Here is a 16,762-nt window from a genome sequence, read left to right as displayed (position 1 = left end):
ATGGGCAAGGGGACGAGCGGTGAGCGCCTGATCGAGTGGACCGGCGAGCGGTGCGTGCCGTGGACCGAAGACCTCCAGGTGATCTACGAGCACTACCACCGCTACGCGTTCGCGGGCCGCTTCACCGCCGGCAAGCGCGTCCTCGACCTGGCCAGCGGCGAGGGCTACGGCGCCGCGCTGGTCGCCGCGTCCGCCGCCGAGGTCGTCGGGCTCGAGATCGACCCGCGGACCGTCGAGCACGCCCGCGCGCGCTACCCGCACGTCCGGTTCGAGGTCGGCTCGATCACCGACCCGGCCGCGCTCGAGGGCGAGGTCTTCGACGTCATCACGTGCTTCGAGGCGATCGAGCACGTCGACGAGCAGGACCGGCTGATGGCGCTGGTCCGCAACCGGCTCGCGCCGGGCGGGGTGTTCCTCTGCAGCACCCCGGACATCGAGGTCTACACGCACGACCACGGCAACGAGAACCCGTACCACGTCCACGAGCTGACCGAATCCGCGTTCCGTTCGCTGCTGGTCGGCAGCTTCGCGCACGTCGCCGTGCTGCGGCAGAACGTCGCCGTCGGCTCGCTGATCCACGACAACGGCGCGGGTGCCGGCGCCGAGGTCCTCACCGTGCGGCCCGACGACGCCGACGGCTGGGTCATCGAATCCGGCGCGCCCCACACCTACTTCGTCTCCGTCGCGTCGGACGAGCCGCTCGACGTGCCCTCGACGTCCGCGATGGTCGACCCGAAGCTGACGCTCGTCGCCCGCGCCGCCGCCGAGGCGGGCCGCCTGCGCGACGGGCTGGGCCGCGCGGAAGCCGAGCGCGACCGGGCGACGGCGTCGGTCACCCGGCTCACCGGCGAACTCGCCCAGGTCACTGCGGCCGAGCAGCGTGCCGCGTCGGAACGGGACGAGGCGCTCCGGCAGGCCGAACGCGCTCGCGAGGACCGCCAGCGCGCGGCCGACGAGCTGAACCGCCTGCGGCGCAAGGCGGGCTACGACCGCGAACGCCTGGAGTGGCTGGCCGGCAACAACACCGGCCTCAGCGAAACCATCGGCAGGCTCGCCGCCGAGAACGAGAAGCTGCGCTCCGAGACGTCCGCGCTCGTCCAGCGCGCGATCGGGAAGTACCGCGGCTCGATCGAGAAGTACGCGCCCCGCGGCACCCGCCGCCGCGACTTCTACGAGACGGCGCTCGGGCGCCCGGCCGGCGTGCTGCCCGGCGAGCCCGTCGGCGTCCCGGGTCCGGTCGCGGTGACCACCAGCGACCAGCCGATCGTCAGCGTCGTCATCCCGGTGTACGGCAACTGGACCTACACCCGCGGCTGCCTCGACTCGATCCAGCGGCACCTGCCCGCGACGCCGTTCGAGGTGATCGTCGTCGACGACAAGTCGCCGGACGACTCCGCCGACCGCGTGGCCGGCTGCGCCGGGGTCCGGCTGATCCGGGCCCCGAAGAACCTGGGCTTCGTCGGCGCCTGCAACCTGGGCGCGGAGAACGCGCGCGGCGAGTTCGTCTTCTTCCTCAACAACGACACGGAGGTCAAGGCGGGCTGGCTGGACGAGCTGGTCGCCGTCGTCGAGACGCGGCCGGACGTCGGGCTCGTCGGGTCCAAGCTGGTCTACCCGGACGGCCGCCTCCAGGAGTGCGGCGGCATCATCTGGGCCGACGGCACCGGCTGGAACTACGGCAGGCTGCAGAACCCGGACGCGCCCTGGTACCAGGCCCTGCGCGACGTCGACTACTGCTCCGGCGCGGCGCTGCTCGTCCGCCGTGAGCTGTTCGAGCGCATCGGCGGCTTCGACACGCGCTTCGCACCCGCGTACTACGAGGACACCGACCTCGCGTTCGCCGTGCGCGCGGCGGGGTACCGGACGATGGTCCAGCCCGCGTCGGTCGTCGTGCACCACGAGGGCATCACCAACGGCACCGACGTCTCCTCCGGCGTGAAGCGCCACCAGGAGCTCAACCGCGGCGTCTTCGTCGACAAGTGGAGCGTCCAGCTGCGCGACCACTTCCCCGAGGCGAGCCCGCGCGCGGTCTGGGCCGGACGGCAGCGCACGGCGGACGGCCACCGCGGCGGCACCGTGCTGGTCGCCGACCACCAGGTGCCGATGCCGGACAAGGACTCCGGCTCGGTGCGGATGTTCCGCATCCTCGAACTGCTCGTCGGCCTCGGGCAGCGCGTCGTCTTCATGCCGCTCAACAACGCGCTCCCGGAGCCTTACGCCGACGCGCTGTACCGCGCGGGCGTCACGGTGGTGACCGGGCTCGGCGAGCAGCTGGAGTTCCTGCGCGACGCCGGTGCCGACCTGAGCCTGGCCGTGCTGTCCCGGCCGCACGTCGCCTGGCAGCTGCTGGAGCAGGTCCGCGAGCACGCGCCCGACTGCGTCATCGCCTACGACACGGTCGACCTGCACTTCGTCCGCCTCAACCGGCAGGCCGACCTGGCCGCGCAGCTCGGCGAAACCCGCGAAGAGCTCACGCTGCGGCGGCGCGCCGAAGTGCTGCGGGAGTCGGAACTCGGGCTCACCCGCGCCACCGACGTCACCTTCGTCGTGTCCGATGTGGAGCGCGCGCTGCTGCGGGAGCTGGTGCCGTCGGCGCGCGTCGAGGTGCTGTCCAACGTGCACCACGCCGACGGCTCGGTCGCGGTTCCCGAAGGCCGCTCCGGCGTGCTGTTCGTCGGCAGCTTCGACCACCTGCCCAACCGGGACGCGGCGCGCTGGCTGGCGGAGGAGATCATGCCGCTCGTGCGCCGCCGCCGTCCGGACGCGGTCGCGCAGATCGTCGGCAGCAACCCGCCGCAGGAGATGTTCGAGCTCGAGCGCGACGGCGTCGTCGTCCGCGGCTGGGTCCCGAACCTCGACAGCGCGTACGGCGAGGCCAGGGTCGTCGTCGCGCCGCTGCGCTTCGGCGCGGGCGTGAAGGGGAAGCTGGGCGAGAGCCTCGGCTACGGCGTCCCCGTGGTCGCCACCCCGCTGGCCGCCGAGGGCATGCACCTGACGCACGGCCAGGACGTCCTCGTCGGCGCTTCGGCCGAGGAGCTCGCCGACGAGATCGTCACGCTGCTCGAGGACGACAAGCTGTGGCAGCGGCTGTCCGAAGAGGGCAAGACGGTGGTGGACCGCCTGTTCGGCGCCGACGTCGCCCGCCGCACGCTCACCGGGGTGCTCGAGCGGCGCGGCTGATCAGCTGGGCGGCAGCGCTTTCTTGAACACGGCGACGGCGTTGTCGAGGCTGGTCTTCAGCTCGTTCTTGTCCTTGTCGAACGGCTGCGACGCCCAGAGCACGATGGCGACCTTGCCCGAGGTGTACCAGGTGCCGTCCAGCCGCTGGTCGTCGTTGCGGCCGGTGACCGACGCCGGGTCGGCGGCGATCGGGGCGAACCCGCCGGCCGCGGCGGCGTCGCGCAGGTAGTCGACGATCGCCTTCGCACCTTCGGCGTTCTCGGCGGGGATCGCGTAGCCGAGGAACCCGGTGTCCCCGGCCGACGAAGCGCGGTAGACGAGCTGCGTGACGCCGTGCTGGGAGAAGACCTGCGCGGCTTCCTTGGGGTACAGCTTCAGGTCGAGCCCGCGGGCCAGCGACATCGTCGAGCTCTCCGGGTGCTGCAACCCGGGCAGCGGCGGCACCTGGTCCTCCAGCTGCGGCTGGGTCGCGGCGGCGGGCGGCTGCGTGACGGAGGGCGTGAACGACGAGAGGGCGCTGGGCGCCGGGTCCTCGTTGCCGAGCCACATCGTCGCCCCGACGACCATGCCGAGCACGACCAGCACGCCGAGCGCGATGAACGGCCAGGTCGGCCGGCCCGGCGATCCGCCTTCGGTGTCCCACCGGTGCTTGCCCGACGGGCCGTCCGGTTCGAGCTGCGGCGGCCGCGGCTCACCGCCCGGCGGCGTGATCGGCGGGAACCGGCTGCCCGGCCCCTGCTCGGCCGGCCCGTCGACGCGCAGGTAGCGGGTCGGCGTGATGTCGGCCGGGCTCGGCGCGGTCGTCATGTGGTCGGGGATGGCGGGCACGTGGCTCGTCGAGACCGTCTTCGGCAGGCCGGTCCGCTGCCACGGCGGGGGCGGCAGCGGCACCGCAGGCCGGGGCGACTCCATGCGCTGCACGGGCGTGACGGGGTGGACCGGCGTGGGGTGGCTCGCGGGGTTCGCGCTTCGCCAGGTTTCACCCGGACGGCGTAGCGGCGACGGCACCGGTGACGGCACGGTCGAACCGGAGGCCTGCGCGAGCAGCTCATCCCGCTGTTTGCGGTGGTCAGCGGGCTCGATGCGACCCTCGGCAAGCTCCGCGTCGAGACGGCGAAGCTCTTCCTGCCAGCTCATCCAAGGACCCCCATCCACCGTTCGGGGCATCAGTCTGGCACGCGCTGCCGACCTGCGAGGTTGCGGTTTGAGGTTGATCGGCAACGTAGCGCAAGTCGGCCGGTTTCGGGAGTCCCCTCCCGGGTCACCCGTCGAGCGGCCGAAAACTGTCGTACATATGTTCTAAAATTGGCGTTGTCCAGGGGAGATGCCGCCCGCGTCCGCGGGTGGCGTGATGGAGGAAGGCAGGGCCATGGCCTACATCACCCTGTCCACGTTCGTGGGCTACAGCGCGAGTTCCGGTCCGTCGCGGTCGTCGTTCGTCCGGCGGCAGCGGAGGCAGTACGAAGACCCGGCGCGAGCGGCGTTCAACTACTACCGGCGGGCGGCCAACGCGGTGCGGTCCGGCCGGGCGGCGAACCAGGACGAAGTCGCCTTGCGCGCCCTCGTCAACGCCGCCGACGACCGGACGAAGCCGCACTACGCGGCGATCGCCGACGGCTGGCTGCGCTACCTCGGCCGCAAGTCGCCGGGGCTGGTCGAGGTCGGCCGCGGCCGCTGCCGGATCGGCGAGCTGGAGATCGGCGTCAGCCCGCAGATGGGGCTCCGCAAGAGCGACGGCCGCCGGTACGCCACCTGGCTCTACTTCAAGGAGGAGCCGTTGGCGAAGTCCTCGGCGCAGCTCGCGCTGTGGGTGCTGGAGCAGGCGATGCCCGACCTCCTGCCCGGCGGCGAGGCACTGGTGATCGACGTCCGCCGCGCGAAGGAGTACCAGCTCTCGACGCGTGACCGCGAGCGGCTGAAGCCCTGGGCGCGCAGTGAAGCGTCCGCGTTCTTGACCCTCTGGGACGCCGCCTGAGCCAGGGGAGGCGCCGGGAGCGCCCGGCGCCTCCCCTTGGCAATCCGGCCGAAAGCAGGCGGACACGGTCCGCAGCCGATCCGCACGAGGCGACGGTCTCCGCCGTGACTGCCGCCGGATTGGCAACCAAGGGCCGCTAGCATCGGCCCCCGAGCTTTCAGGGGGCGACGATGAGACTGGTCGCGGGGCGGTACGCGATCTCGGCCGAGCTCGGCCGCGGCGGGATGGGCGTGGTCTGGCGCGCCGAAGACCAGGTGCTCGGGCGCCCGGTCGCGCTGAAGGAACTGGCCACCCCGCCGGGCACCAACCTCGAACGCGTCATGCGCGAAGCCCGGACCGCGGGCCGGCTCAGCGACCCCGGCGTCGTCACGGTGTACGACGTCGTCAGCGAGCAGGGCGCCACGTTCATCGTCATGGAACTCGTCGTCGCGCCCACCCTCGCGGACGTCGTGGGCCGCGAAGGCGCGCTGGCGAACGACCGCGTCGCCGCGCTCGGCCTGCAGGTGCTCGGCGCGCTCGAAAGCGCGCACCGGGCCGGGATCGTGCACCGGGACGTCAAGCCCAGCAACATCATGGTGCTGCCCGGCGACCGCGTGAAGCTCGCGGACTTCGGCATCGCACGGGCCATGGACGACCCGGGGCTGACGCAGACCGGCGGCGTCATGGGCTCGCCCGGCTACATGGCGCCCGAGCTGTTCGCCGGCGCCGGCCCGTCGCCCGCGGCGGACCTCTGGTCGCTCGGCGCGACGCTGTTCCACGCCGCCGAAGGCCGCGCGCCCTTCCAGCGCACCACCACGGCCGCGACGCTGCACGCGATCATGTACGACCAGCCGGTGCTGGAGCGCTGCCGCGGGCCGCTCGCCGACGCCGTCCGCGGCCTGCTCACGCAGTCCACTTCGGACCGGCTGACCGCGTCCGGGGTGCGGGGGCTGCTGGAAACCGCGCGCACGGCGATCACCGACTCTCCGACGCAGGCGGTCGACCCGGCGTCGCTGCCGACGATCGTCTTCGAGCCGGTGACGGCGAAGGTGGCCGCGCCGTCACCGACCACAGTGGACTGGGACCGGCCGCCCAAGAAGCGGCTCCCGCTGGTGCTGGCCGGGGTCGCGGCGGCGGTGGTCGTCGCGCTCGGCGCGATCTTCCTCCTCAAGCCGACGGCCTCGACACCGGTGGCGGCCGCGGGCGTGACCTCGGAACCGGCGTCCACTTCGGCGCCGTCGAAGACCGCGTCGGCCGGCCACAAGAAGTCCCCGTCCCCGAGCGCGTCCGCGACCACTGCACCGACCTCGGGCACCGCGGCGAAGCCCGACCCGGCGAAGGTGCCGCTGATCCGCTTCCACCAAGCCGACGGTGGCCACTTCAGCGGCACGAGGAAGGTCGGCCCGCCGCCCGGCTTCACCAAGGAAGGCACCTTCGGTTCGCTCGTCGCGACGGCCGAGCCGGGGACGCGGAAGTTGTTCGCCTGCAAGGTGAAGGACCAGAAGGACTGGTTCACCTCGCCCGACCAGAGCGGGAAGTGCGAGGGCCAGCAGGCGCTCGGCCTGCTGGGCAGCATCTACGCCGACCCGCCGTCCGGGGCGAGCGCGCGGGCGCTGTACCGCTGCAACGCGGGTGCGAGCCACTTCGACTCCCTCGACGCCGGCTGCGAGGGCAAGAAGAAGGAGTTCCTGATGGGCTACCTCGTCCTCTGAAGCAGCACCTCGGCGACGAGCTCCGGCCGCGTGACGAACGGGTGGTGCGCCACCGGCAGCTCGACGACGTCGGTCGCGCGCCCGGCGTGCTCCCGCTGCTTCTCCGGCGGAGTCGCGAGATCGTCCCCGCAGACGACGTAGGTCGACGGGACCTCCCGCCACGCCACCTCGCTCGTCCGCTGGCCGAACACGACTTCGTTCTGCGCGGCGAGCCTCGCCGCGGCCGCCGCGTAGGTGGCGTCGTCGAAGTCCTGGGCGAAGAGCGGCCGCACGAGTTCTTCCCGGACGCTCGCGGTGCCGTCGCCGTGGCTGACGTGCCGCGGCTCGCCGCCGCCGAAGTCCGCCAGCGCCTCGCCGGCGTCCGGCAGGAACGACGTCACGTAGACCAGCCGGCGGACCGCGGGGTGGCGCCCGGCTTGTGTGATCACCATCCCGCCGTAGGAATGCCCGACCAGCAGCGCGGGCTCGTCGGAGGCGTCGAGCAGCGCGCGGACGGCCGCGGCGTCGTCGTGGAGGTCACCGCGCGGCTCGGTTTCGCAGCTCGGCAACACCGCCGCTGAGCTGCGCAAACCCCGCCGCGCGAGTAGGTCCGCCGTCGGCTGCCACCACCAGGCGCCGTCGCGGACGAAGGCGCCGTGGACGAAGACGATTCGCATGGTGACAACCTGACAGAACCCACCCGGTCGAGTGACACAGTTCGCGGCGGGCGGACGGGGACTGGACAAACCGAGGGTCGAACACGAAGCTTTCGCGTGTTCTTCCGTGCCTGGCCAACTTCGAGGTCGTGCTGTGCCATTGGTAAACGTGAATGCTGCCTGGGAAGCCGTCTCCCGCGTCGTGGACGAGCCCGCCTGGTACTGGGTGTACGACAAGCTGGGGTTCTGGCCGAGCACCTACGCCCACGCGTGGCCGGGCTTCCGCGAGCCGGCGCCGTCGCGCACCTGGGACCTCTCGCCCGGCGACCTGGACCGCGCCTCCGCCGAGTTCCGCCTCGGCCCGTACGCGGTCGAGGAGCACCAGGTGGCCGCCATCGCGCTGGCCGCGTTCCGCGAGGTCTGCGGCCCGGACGACTGGCTGTGGGCGCTGCACTGGCAGCACCAGACCTACCGCGTCCGCCCGCACCTGATGACCGAAGGTGCCCGCTGGCCGGTGCCGGCGTTCCCGCGCGCGGACTACCACCTGTTCCTGGCGTCCGACTTCTCGTTCGGCACGCTCGGCCACCCGTGGGAGCGCACGCTGTGCGTCTTCGGCGAGAAGCTGGTGCCGGCGTTCGAGCGCCACGGCGAAGGCGTGCTGACCAACGTCCTGCGCCGCGACGGGAAGCCGTCCGCGCTGGCCCGCTGAGCCCGGCGTTGATCTCTTGCTACCGTTCTGCTGGTGTTCGAGTACCACGGCTGGCTGACGATCCAGGCGACCGCGAGCGGCGACGACGACGCGGCGCTCCTGGACCGCCTGGTCGACCGCGTCCACCGGGCGGTCCGCGACGCCGGTGACTTCGACCTGGTCGACCTCCGCTGGAGCGCGGGCATGCCGATGCTCCACTTCGCCGGCTTCGACAAGCACGGCGGCCGCCTCGGCCCGGAGCTCCTGGACCTGTTCACCCGGGTGGGCGAGCTGGCCGCGGGTTCGTACGGCCTGCTGTACACGTGGGACGACCAGGACACCGAGCACGACAACGAGTTCCGCGTCTACCGCATGGCCCGCGGCCAGGTCACCGAGCGCGAAGACCCCCACCTGACCCCGGTCGCCCCGACGGTTCTCGACGTCTACGAGCTGTAGCCACATTGCAACCGCGGCTGAGTAGTACTGCTCAAGACACCCGCGACCGCCGGACGAGACCGTGGTCACATGACCAAAACCGGAACGACGTCCCCCACCACGACGGCCTTCTACATCCAGGCGGCCCTCTCCTTCGCCCTGGCAATGGCGGCGATCACCGGCGGCATCGCGTACCTCCCGGTGAACGGCTGGGTCCGCGGCTTCCTCGCGCTCGGCATGCTCTACCTGGTGACCTCGACGTTCACGCTCGCCAAGTGCGTCCGCGACAGACAGGACGAGACCTCGGTGGTCTCCCGCGTCGACCAGGCCCGACTCGACAAGCTCCTCGCCGAGCACGACCCGTACAAGACCACCGCGGTGTGACCGCGGACGGCCGACCGAGATGACGATCGCCGGGGACCACCCGAAAGACTGAAGGCCGCCTCCCGGTCGAACCGGGAAACGGCCTTCAGTCTTGAGCGGATGACGGGATTCGAACCCGCGACCCTCACCTTGGCAAGGTGATGCGCTACCAGCTGCGCTACATCCGCACTGCCTTGCTGATGTGAAGACTCTATACCCTGCCCCTACTGGGCCGAACGCCGGGTCCCCCGGTGCCCTGACCCGGTGCTTCGGCGTCACAGCTGGCGTACAAGGGGTGACGACGGCTGATTCCCTCCGTATGGTGTCCCCATTCGACCGAACGGGGAGACCTTCGGGGAGGAGGTGCCGGGCCGGATGACCGAGCTGGGCACGGTGCCGCCACCAGCGGCCTCGGAATCCGACGAGCAGGCACTGCTGCAACGGCTCCGCAACGGCGAAGACGCCGCGTTCGGGGAGCTGTTCGAGCTGCACGCCGCCGCCGTCCGCCGGCTCGCGCAGAGCCTGGCCGCCGACCGGTCCGAGGCCGAGGACATCACCGCGGAGACCTTCTTCCGCGTGCTGCAGGCCCTTCGCCGCGGGGCCGGCCCTCGCGACTACGTCCGCGCCTACCTGCTCACCGTCGCCCGCCGCGTCTCGTGGGAGTGGCACGGTGCCCGCCGGGACGTCCCGGTGTCCGACGACGAACTGACCTTCCGCGCCGGGGCGGGTGCCGACACGCACGCCCGCACCGCGGAGCACACGCTGATCACCACCGCGTTCACCAGCCTGCCGGAGCGCTGGCGGACCGTGCTGTGGCAGACCGAGGTCGAGGGCGAGCAGCCCGCCATGGTCGCGCCCCACTTCGGGTTGAGCGCGAACGCCACCGCGGCGCTGGCCCGCCGGGCGCGCCAGGGGCTGCGCGCGGCGTACCTGCAGGCACACCTTTCGGTGAACCGCGGGCCGGACTCGTGCCGCTCGGTCGTCGAGAAGCTCGGCGGGTTCACCGCGGGCAGCGTCACCGGCGCCGAGGCCGAGCGCATCAAGGCGCACCTGCACGGCTGCGCGTCGTGCCGCGCCACCCAGGACGAGCTCCGCGACGTCTGTTCGTCGCTGCGCGCGCACGCCGGCGTGCTGGTGCTGCTGGTGCCCGCCGCGGCGTCGGTCGGCGGCAGCGGCGTGCTGGCCGGGCTCGGCACGACGATCAAGGGCGTCCTGGTCGGGTCGAAGGTCAAGATCGGGCTCGCGCTGGCGTCGACCGCCGCCGTGGGCGCGGTCGGGGTGGCCGCCGGGCCGGTGGTCTTCGGGTCGGCGTCGGTCCAGGACGTCGGGCTGACCGGCGGGGCGCCCGAGCTCGTCGTGGTGCCGCCGACCGAGACGCACCACCAGCCGCCACCGCAGCAGCCCGACGCCCAGATCGGCATCGGCGTGCTCAACGGCCGCGGTACCGGCATCGCCCTCCCGGTCCGGCCGCGGGCCGGCGCCGGGCAGCTCGGCGCGAACGAGGTGCCGTACGTCCCCGCCGGCGACGTCCCGGCCGGCGAGGTCGGCGGCGGCGACGGACTCACGCCCCGCGAAGACCTCACGTCCTCGACCTTGAGCGCACCCGACCACCCGGCGACGTCGCCGCGGCTCGACACGACGACGACCCCGGACCTGACGATGACCACCGAGTCGAGCGACTCGCCGGAGAGCGCCGAGGTGCCCGAGCTGTCGCCGACGGGCCGCCCCGAAGCCTCCACCCCGCCGTCCGACGGCACGAAGCCGAAGGACGACGAGAGCGGCACGACCGAGCCGACGACGACGGTCACGCCGACGTCCGGAAAACCGTGCCCGAGCAGCACGTCGGAAGTCACTGGTTCGAGCGAACCTTCGGAATCGACCGCGACCGGCTCCGAACAGCGGTGATCCACTTCGCCGGGTGGGATGTCCGATTCCTCCCTCGCGCGGTCGCGGCCGGGCACGGTACCGTTGTGCTGCTCACCCTGCGGGCGGCCCTGGAGGCAACTGAATGAACCGGCTGGTGCGCGGCGAAGACGGCCGCGACTGGGTGGTCCGTGCCCAGATGGAATGGCGTGCGCCGGCGACGGCCGACGACTTCGAGCACGACGTCGCGGGCAGCTACGGCCCCGGCATCGCGATGATCGTGGTGACCGCGCTCTTGGCCGTCATCCTCGTCGTGTGGACGCCGGACCAGGTCAACATCCCCGCGTGGGTGCTGCTGGCGCTGCTGCTCGTCATCCTGTTCTTCCCCCTGCGGTGGATCCTGCGCCGCCCCTGGACGGTCGTCGCGGAGACCGAGGGCGACGTGACCGGTGACCGGCCGTCCGAGCGCTGGGTCGGCACCATCCGCGGCATGTTCACCGTGCAGGGCGAGGTCAAGAAGATTTCCAAGACCATCCAGCGGCACTCGCTGCCGGACTTCGACGGGCCGCTGCACCCGGTCGAATAGCCGGTACCGGAATTCGGCCGAAGGGGTGAAACTGGGGACATGCCCGAGCTACCCGAGGTCGAAGCGCTGGCCCACCACCTGCGTGAGAACGCGCTCGGCCAGACGATCTTCCGCATCGATGTCGCATCGCTGAGCGTGCTGAAGACGGCGACCCCGCCGTGGACCGACATGCACGGCCGCGAGATCACCGGCGCGACCCGGCACGGCAAGCACCTCGACGTCGTCGCGGGTGACCTGCACCTGGTCGTCCACCTGGCGCGCGCGGGCTGGCTGCGCTGGTCCGACGGCCTCGCCGCGGCGCCGCTGAAGCCGGGCAAGGGCCCGATCTCGCTGCGCGTGCACCTCGAGTCCGCGACCGGGCCGGGCTTCGACCTGACCGAAGCGGGCACGAAGAAGGGCTTGGCGGTGTGGATCGTCAAGGACCCCCAGGAGATCGCGAGCGTGGCGCGCCTCGGCCCGGACGCCCTGTCCCTGGACGCGACCCAGCTGCGTGAGCTGTTCGCCGGCCGGAACACCCGGTTGAAGTGGGCGCTCACCGACCAGTCGCTCATCGCCGGGATCGGCAACGCCTACTCCGACGAGATCATGCACCGCGCGAAGCTCTCGCCGTACGCGACGATCGGCAAGCTCGACGACGGCGCGCTGGAAACCCTCGCCGAGGCGATCGTCGAAATCGAGTCCGACGCCGTCAAGCGCTCGGTCGGCCAGAAGGCGGCGCGCCTGAAGGGCGAGAAGCGCTCGGGCCTGCGGGTCCACGCACGAACCGGCCTGCCGTGCCCGGTCTGCGGCGACACGATCCGCGAGATCTCGTTCGCCGACAAGTCGTTCCAGTACTGCCCGACCTGCCAGACGGGCGGCAAGCCACTCGCCGACCGCCGGATGTCGCGGCTCCTCAAGTAGCAGATTCGCCCGTTCGGCCGCACGTGCTGCGCCGGGCGTCTCCGGCCGCGGGTCCGCTTCCGGCGAAACCCACTCCTTCCTGCGGCTTTCGCCGGAAGGGGTGGAACAGGCGACGCCTCCCGCGTGTTGCGGACAGTGACCGCGCGGGCCCGGTTCCGACTCTCGGTAGGGTCCCTTCAACCCTCGGTCATCACAGTTGGACAGAAAGTGGGAACAGGCCTTGCACCCGGTTGGTCGAGCGCAGAGCATGGACGCCGTGTCCGGGTTTCCGCTTGCGCAGATCATCCCGTGGGGTGTCGCGGTCCTGCTCCTCGTCGTGGTGATCGTGCTGCTCGTGAAACAGCGCAAGCCGGCCAGCCTGAAGGAAGAGGCCATGCTGGAGGCCGTCCACCGGATGTCGAAGGCCGCGCCGAACCTGCGGTCCGGGCTTGACGAGGACGCCGCCGACAAGATCACCACGCAGTTGCTGCAGATGCTCGACTGCGTCGCCGTCGGCATCACCGACAGCGAAGGCACGCTGCTGTCCTGGGACGGCGAGGCGAACGAGCACTACGTCGATCTCGTAGAGGCCATCGGCGCGGCCATCCGCAAGCACCGCCGCGAGGTCGTCGCGCACGACCGGATGCCCTGCAACCACCGCGGCACCTGCCGGATGAAGACCGCGGTCATCGTGCCGCTGCTCGTCGAGGGCGAGACCGAGGCGGCGCTGATCGTCGTCGGCCGCACCCGCGGGCGCCTGGTGCAGATGGCCGACGCGGTCGCGCAGTTCGTCTGCACGCAGTTCGAGCTGTCCCGGCTCGACGAGTCGAAGCAGCAGCTCCAGCAGGCCGAGATCAAGGCGCTGCGCGCGCAGATCTCGCCGCACTTCGTCTACAACGCGCTGAACACGATCTCCGCGTTGATCCGCACGGACCCCGAAGAGGCGCGAGAGCTGCTTCAGGACTTCGCCGACTTCACGCGCTACTCGTTCCGCTCGTCGGGCATGTTCACCTCGCTCGCCGAGGAACTGCGCAACATCGACCGCTACCTGACCATCGAGAACGCCCGCTTCGGCGGCCGGCTCGAGGTGCGGATGAAGATCGCGCCCGAGGTGCTCAGCGTCGTCGTGCCGTTCCTGATCATCCAGCCGCTGGTGGAGAACGCGGTCAAGCACGGGCTGGCGAGCAAGCCCAGCGGCGGCTGCGTCACGGTGATCGCACAGGACCACGGCACCGAGGCGCTGATCAGCGTCGAGGACGACGGCATCGGCATGGACCCGCGGCGGCTCAACGACGTCAAGAACGCGCACAGCACCGGCGCGCACGTCGGGCTCGGCAACATCAGCCAGCGCATGCAGCAGGTCTTCGGCAACGACTACGCGGTGATGGTCGAGACCGCCCCCGGCGCCGGCATGAAGGTGACGCTGCGGGTGCCCAAGTTCGTCCCGGGCGTCCGCCCGAACATGCCGGACTACAGCTCCGACAACGACACCGCGCCGGCCGACGTCCCCACGCAGAGCGGCCCGGCCCAGCTGAACGGCGCCGACGTGAGCGGAGTCAACGGCACGCGCTCGGGCATCCTCCCCATGGGCTGAGTCCCGGCTAGCCTGGCTTCATGAGCGTTACGGAGAAGCTGGCTTCGCGGATCCCGGTGCTCGCCGACCGCGTGGAGCGCAAAGACGTCGTGGCCGTGGTGAAGCTGCACGGCGTGATCACGCCGTCGCCGTCCCCGCTGGCCAGGGGCGCGATCAACCTGAGCGCCGTCGAATCGGCCCTGACCAGGGCCTTCGGCCACGAGCGGCTGAAGGCGGTCGCCCTGCTGGTGAACTCCCCGGGCGGCGCGCCGACGCAGTCCGGGCTGGTCGCCGAGCGCATCCGCCAGCTGGCCGACGAGAAAAAGGTTCCGGTACTGGCGTTCTGCGAGGACGTGGCGGCCTCCGGCGGCTACTGGCTGGCGTGCGCGGCCGACGAGATCTACGCCCACCGCACCTCCATGGTCGGTTCGATCGGCGTGATCAGCGGCGGCTTCGGCTTCACGGGGCTTCTGGAGCGCTTCGGAATCGAGCGCCGCCTGCACACGGCGGGCGCGAACAAGTCCCGCCTCGACCCGTTCTCGCCGGAGAAGCCGGAAGACGTCGAGTGGCTCAAGAAGATGCACACCCAGCTCCACGACCTGTTCGTCAGCTGGGTCAAGGAACGCCGCGGCGACCGCCTGACCAGCACGGAGGACCTCTTCAACGGCGACGTCTGGCTCGGCGCGAAAGCGGCTGAGCTGGGCCTGATCGACGGCCTGGGCAGCCTCCGCCAGATCATCACGGAGCGCTTCCCGGACGCGGAGATCTCGGTGGCCGAGCCGAAGCGCCCCCTCCTGGCCCGCCTCGGCATCGGCGCCCCAGCAGCGGCTTCAGCGGTCTTGGACGCGGTGACGCAGAAGGCAGCGTGGTCCCGCTTCGGCCTCTGACGAGTGACTTGCGCAGACTTCTGAAAAAGTGTGGCCGCAGCCCGTGCGCTGCGCAATGTACTCGCTCACCTCCCGCGGGATGTGGCGGCGGCGCTGCTCGACGAGTTCCCCTGGGTGGACGTTCTGCCGGCCGCGGAGCAGGCGCAGTTCGTCCACGACTTCGCGCGTGCGTTCCAGGCTTCCGCGGAGCTGGGGCAGTGGTCTGTGCTCGCCCAAACGATCATGGAATGGCGCAGCACCGCCGCCATCCACGCTGATCCGGTACTCGCCGGCAAGCCCAGCGGTCCGATCGACGAGGACTTCGGTCCGGTACCGGGCCCCACGGACGCCTGAACGATGCCCGCAAGACGTGGCGACCGCTTCGCGACTTCCGTGTCCGGTTTGAGTACTTCCGGGCAGACTTTGTGACCTACATCACCCTTCCTTCATAACGCCCCTGGCTCCGAAGCAAGACGTCAGGTCTCCTGATCGACGGGCTTTGTTGCGATCGGCAACAAATCCGGACGACGAGGAGGTCGTACCCGATGCCCCACTCCCGAAGATTCGCACTCGCCGCCGTGCTCGGCGCAGCGCTCATCGCCGTTCCCCTGACCTTGCCCGCCGCAGCCTCGATCCCGCCGCCCGAATCGGGCTGGACCACCGTCTTCGCCGACGACTTCACCGGCGGTGCGAACACCCTGCCGTCGAGCGCGAACTGGATCGTCGACACCGGCCACAGCTACCCCGGCGGCCCCGGCAACTGGGGCACCGGCGAGATCCAGAACTACACCTCGAGCACCGGTAACCTCTCGCAGGACGGCGCCGGCAACCTCCGCATCACGCCGTTGCGCGACGGGGCGGGCAACTGGACGTCGGCGCGGATCGAAACCCAGCGGACGAACTTCAAGCCGCCGGCCGGCGGGGTCATGCGGATCGAGAGCCGGATCCAGATGCCGAACGTCACCGGCGCCGCCGCGCTCGGGTACTGGCCCGCCTTCTGGGCGCTCGGCGGCCCGTACCGCGGGAACTGGTGGAACTGGCCCGCCGTCGGCGAGTTCGACATCATGGAAAACGTCAACGGGATCAACTCCGTCTGGGGCGTCCTGCACTGCGGAGTCAACCCCGGCGGCCCGTGCAACGAGACCACCGGCATCGTCGCCAACCGCGCCTGCCCCGGCAGCAGCTGCCAGTCGGCCTTCCACACCTACCGCTTCGAATGGGACGCGAGCACCAGCCCGCAGGTGTTCCGCTGGTTCGTCGACGGCCAGCAGTTCCACTCCGTGAGCCAGAACCAGGTCGACGCCACGACCTGGGCGAACATGACCACCCACCAGGGTTACTTCGTGCTGCTGAACGTCGCCATCGGCGGCGCGTTCCCGAACAACAACTCCGGCACCACGACGCCGGGGCCGGGGATCGTGCCGGGGCACCCGATGGTCGTCGACTACGTCACCGTCAGCACGCGCGGCGGGACGGGCGGCGGCACCACCACCCCGCCGACCACGACGACACCGCCGGGGAACGGCGGCAGCGCGTACAGCACCATCCAGGCCGAGTCGTACAGCCAGCAGAACGGCCTTGCGAAGCAGACGACCAGCGACACCGGCGGCGGCCAGAACATTGGGCCGGCCGGCAACGGCGACTGGGCGCTCTACCCGAACGTCGACTTCGGCAGCTCCGCCGCGACGAACTTCCAGGCGCGGGTGGCGTCCGGCGCAGCGAACGGCGTCAGCGGATTGGTCGAAGTCCGGCTGGACAGCTTGTCCAACGCCCCCATCGGCAGCTTCGCTGTCGGCAACACGGGCGGCTGGCAGAGCTGGCGGACGGTACCCGCGAACATCAGCGCGGTCACCGGCGTGCACAACGTGTACGTGACGTTCACGAGCGGCCAGCCCGCCGACTTCGTGAACCTCAACTGGTTCACGTTCGTGCACTGAGACAGGAAGGACCCGCGGGCGGCGGTGCCGTCCGCGGGTCGGCCTCTCACTTCAGGCAGACGGGGGCTGGACATTGCACTCGGCAATGGGC

At 71.2% G+C, this 16,762-nt stretch carries 15 protein-coding genes and 1 tRNA gene; 13 read left to right on the top strand and 3 right to left on the bottom strand.

The window, feature by feature from the left end:
- Positions 1–3,180: a glycosyltransferase gene (locus MUY14_RS36070; protein ID WP_247016040.1), complete on the top strand. Its 3,180-nt coding sequence runs from the start codon at positions 1–3 to the stop codon at positions 3,178–3,180.
- Here MUY14_RS36070 and MUY14_RS36065 read toward each other — a convergent pair whose 3' ends face one another.
- Positions 3,181–4,317 (bottom strand): hypothetical protein, encoded by a 1,137-nt coding sequence (locus tag MUY14_RS36065; protein ID WP_247016038.1) that lies wholly within the window; start codon positions 4,315–4,317, stop codon positions 3,181–3,183.
- Positions 4,318–4,549: 232 nt separating this feature from the next.
- Here MUY14_RS36065 and MUY14_RS36060 point away from each other — a divergent pair, with 232 nt between their 5' ends.
- Positions 4,550–5,155 (top strand): hypothetical protein, encoded by a 606-nt coding sequence (locus tag MUY14_RS36060; RefSeq protein ID WP_315863300.1) that lies wholly within the window; start codon positions 4,550–4,552, stop codon positions 5,153–5,155.
- Between the two features lie 170 nt (positions 5,156–5,325).
- A complete protein-coding gene (locus MUY14_RS36055; protein ID WP_247016034.1) occupies positions 5,326–6,846 on the top strand; it encodes a serine/threonine-protein kinase in 1,521 nt (506 codons plus the stop codon).
- Here the strand turns inward: MUY14_RS36055 and MUY14_RS36050 are convergent.
- The gene (locus MUY14_RS36050; protein WP_247016032.1) at positions 6,831–7,502 is read right to left on the bottom strand and encodes an alpha/beta fold hydrolase; all 672 of its coding nucleotides are present in this window, start codon (positions 7,500–7,502) and stop codon (positions 6,831–6,833) included. The genes MUY14_RS36055 and MUY14_RS36050 overlap by 16 nt on opposite strands.
- Positions 7,503–7,650: 148 nt before the next feature.
- Here MUY14_RS36050 and MUY14_RS36045 point away from each other — a divergent pair, with 148 nt between their 5' ends.
- From MUY14_RS36045 to MUY14_RS36035, 3 genes are all read left to right on the top strand, one after another.
- Positions 7,651–8,190 carry a DUF2716 domain-containing protein gene (locus MUY14_RS36045; RefSeq protein WP_247016030.1) on the top strand — a complete coding sequence of 180 codons (540 nt, stop codon included), beginning with the start codon at positions 7,651–7,653 and terminating at the stop codon, positions 8,188–8,190.
- 33 nt (positions 8,191–8,223) lie between these two features.
- Positions 8,224–8,625, top strand: a complete 402-nt coding sequence (locus MUY14_RS36040; protein ID WP_247016028.1) for an immunity 7 family protein — start codon at positions 8,224–8,226, stop codon at positions 8,623–8,625.
- Between the two features lie 69 nt (positions 8,626–8,694).
- The gene (locus MUY14_RS36035) at positions 8,695–8,988 is read left to right on the top strand and encodes a YiaA/YiaB family inner membrane protein (protein WP_247016026.1); all 294 of its coding nucleotides are present in this window, start codon (positions 8,695–8,697) and stop codon (positions 8,986–8,988) included.
- Between the two features lie 94 nt (positions 8,989–9,082).
- Here MUY14_RS36035 and MUY14_RS36030 read toward each other — a convergent pair.
- A tRNA-Gly gene (locus MUY14_RS36030) sits at positions 9,083–9,155 on the bottom strand.
- A gap of 187 nt (positions 9,156–9,342) precedes the next feature.
- Here MUY14_RS36030 and MUY14_RS36025 point away from each other — a divergent pair.
- The 7 genes from MUY14_RS36025 (at position 9,343) to MUY14_RS35995 (ending at position 16,671) form a co-directional block, all read left to right on the top strand.
- Positions 9,343–10,872, top strand: a complete 1,530-nt coding sequence (locus MUY14_RS36025; RefSeq protein ID WP_247016024.1) for a sigma-70 family RNA polymerase sigma factor — start codon at positions 9,343–9,345, stop codon at positions 10,870–10,872.
- A 103-nt stretch (positions 10,873–10,975) separates the two neighbouring features.
- Positions 10,976–11,416, top strand: coding sequence for a DUF983 domain-containing protein (locus MUY14_RS36020; RefSeq protein WP_086858118.1), 441 nt, complete (start codon positions 10,976–10,978; stop codon positions 11,414–11,416).
- Between the two features lie 39 nt (positions 11,417–11,455).
- A complete protein-coding gene (locus MUY14_RS36015; protein WP_247016022.1) occupies positions 11,456–12,316 on the top strand; it encodes an Fpg/Nei family DNA glycosylase in 861 nt (286 codons plus the stop codon).
- Between the two features lie 247 nt (positions 12,317–12,563).
- A complete protein-coding gene (locus MUY14_RS36010) occupies positions 12,564–13,889 on the top strand; it encodes a histidine kinase (RefSeq protein WP_247016020.1) in 1,326 nt (441 codons plus the stop codon).
- Positions 13,890–13,909: 20 nt separating this feature from the next.
- Positions 13,910–14,755, top strand: a complete 846-nt coding sequence (locus MUY14_RS36005) for a S49 family peptidase (protein WP_247016018.1) — start codon at positions 13,910–13,912, stop codon at positions 14,753–14,755.
- A gap of 30 nt (positions 14,756–14,785) precedes the next feature.
- Positions 14,786–15,088, top strand: a complete 303-nt coding sequence (locus tag MUY14_RS36000; protein WP_247016016.1) for a hypothetical protein — start codon at positions 14,786–14,788, stop codon at positions 15,086–15,088.
- Between the two features lie 191 nt (positions 15,089–15,279).
- Positions 15,280–16,671 (top strand): carbohydrate-binding protein, encoded by a 1,392-nt coding sequence (locus tag MUY14_RS35995; protein WP_247016014.1) that lies wholly within the window; start codon positions 15,280–15,282, stop codon positions 16,669–16,671.
- Positions 16,672–16,762 lie beyond the last annotated feature (91 nt).

Source organism: Amycolatopsis sp. FBCC-B4732 (assembly GCF_023008405.1).
Taxonomy (GTDB): domain Bacteria; phylum Actinomycetota; class Actinomycetes; order Mycobacteriales; family Pseudonocardiaceae; genus Amycolatopsis; species Amycolatopsis pretoriensis_A.
This window is presented reverse-complemented; position numbering and strand designations above follow the sequence as displayed.

Excerpts from the sequence above, each read along its gene's own strand:
- MUY14_RS36070 (WP_247016040.1), top strand. The coding sequence starts at position 1 with ATGGGCAAGGGGACGAGCGGTGAGCGCCTGATCGAGTGGACCGGCGAG.
- MUY14_RS36065 (WP_247016038.1), bottom strand. The coding sequence starts at position 4,317 with ATGAGCTGGCAGGAAGAGCTTCGCCGTCTCGACGCGGAGCTTGCCGAG.
- MUY14_RS36060 (WP_315863300.1), top strand. The coding sequence starts at position 4,550 with ATGGCCTACATCACCCTGTCCACGTTCGTGGGCTACAGCGCGAGTTCC.
- MUY14_RS36055 (WP_247016034.1), top strand. The coding sequence starts at position 5,326 with ATGAGACTGGTCGCGGGGCGGTACGCGATCTCGGCCGAGCTCGGCCGC.
- MUY14_RS36050 (WP_247016032.1), bottom strand. The coding sequence starts at position 7,502 with ATGCGAATCGTCTTCGTCCACGGCGCCTTCGTCCGCGACGGCGCCTGG.
- MUY14_RS36035 (WP_247016026.1), top strand. The coding sequence starts at position 8,695 with ATGACCAAAACCGGAACGACGTCCCCCACCACGACGGCCTTCTACATC.
- MUY14_RS36025 (WP_247016024.1), top strand. The coding sequence starts at position 9,343 with ATGACCGAGCTGGGCACGGTGCCGCCACCAGCGGCCTCGGAATCCGAC.
- MUY14_RS36020 (WP_086858118.1), top strand. The coding sequence starts at position 10,976 with ATGAACCGGCTGGTGCGCGGCGAAGACGGCCGCGACTGGGTGGTCCGT.
- MUY14_RS36015 (WP_247016022.1), top strand. The coding sequence starts at position 11,456 with ATGCCCGAGCTACCCGAGGTCGAAGCGCTGGCCCACCACCTGCGTGAG.
- MUY14_RS36010 (WP_247016020.1), top strand. The coding sequence starts at position 12,564 with ATGGACGCCGTGTCCGGGTTTCCGCTTGCGCAGATCATCCCGTGGGGT.
- MUY14_RS36005 (WP_247016018.1), top strand. The coding sequence starts at position 13,910 with ATGAGCGTTACGGAGAAGCTGGCTTCGCGGATCCCGGTGCTCGCCGAC.
- MUY14_RS35995 (WP_247016014.1), top strand. The coding sequence starts at position 15,280 with ATGCCCCACTCCCGAAGATTCGCACTCGCCGCCGTGCTCGGCGCAGCG.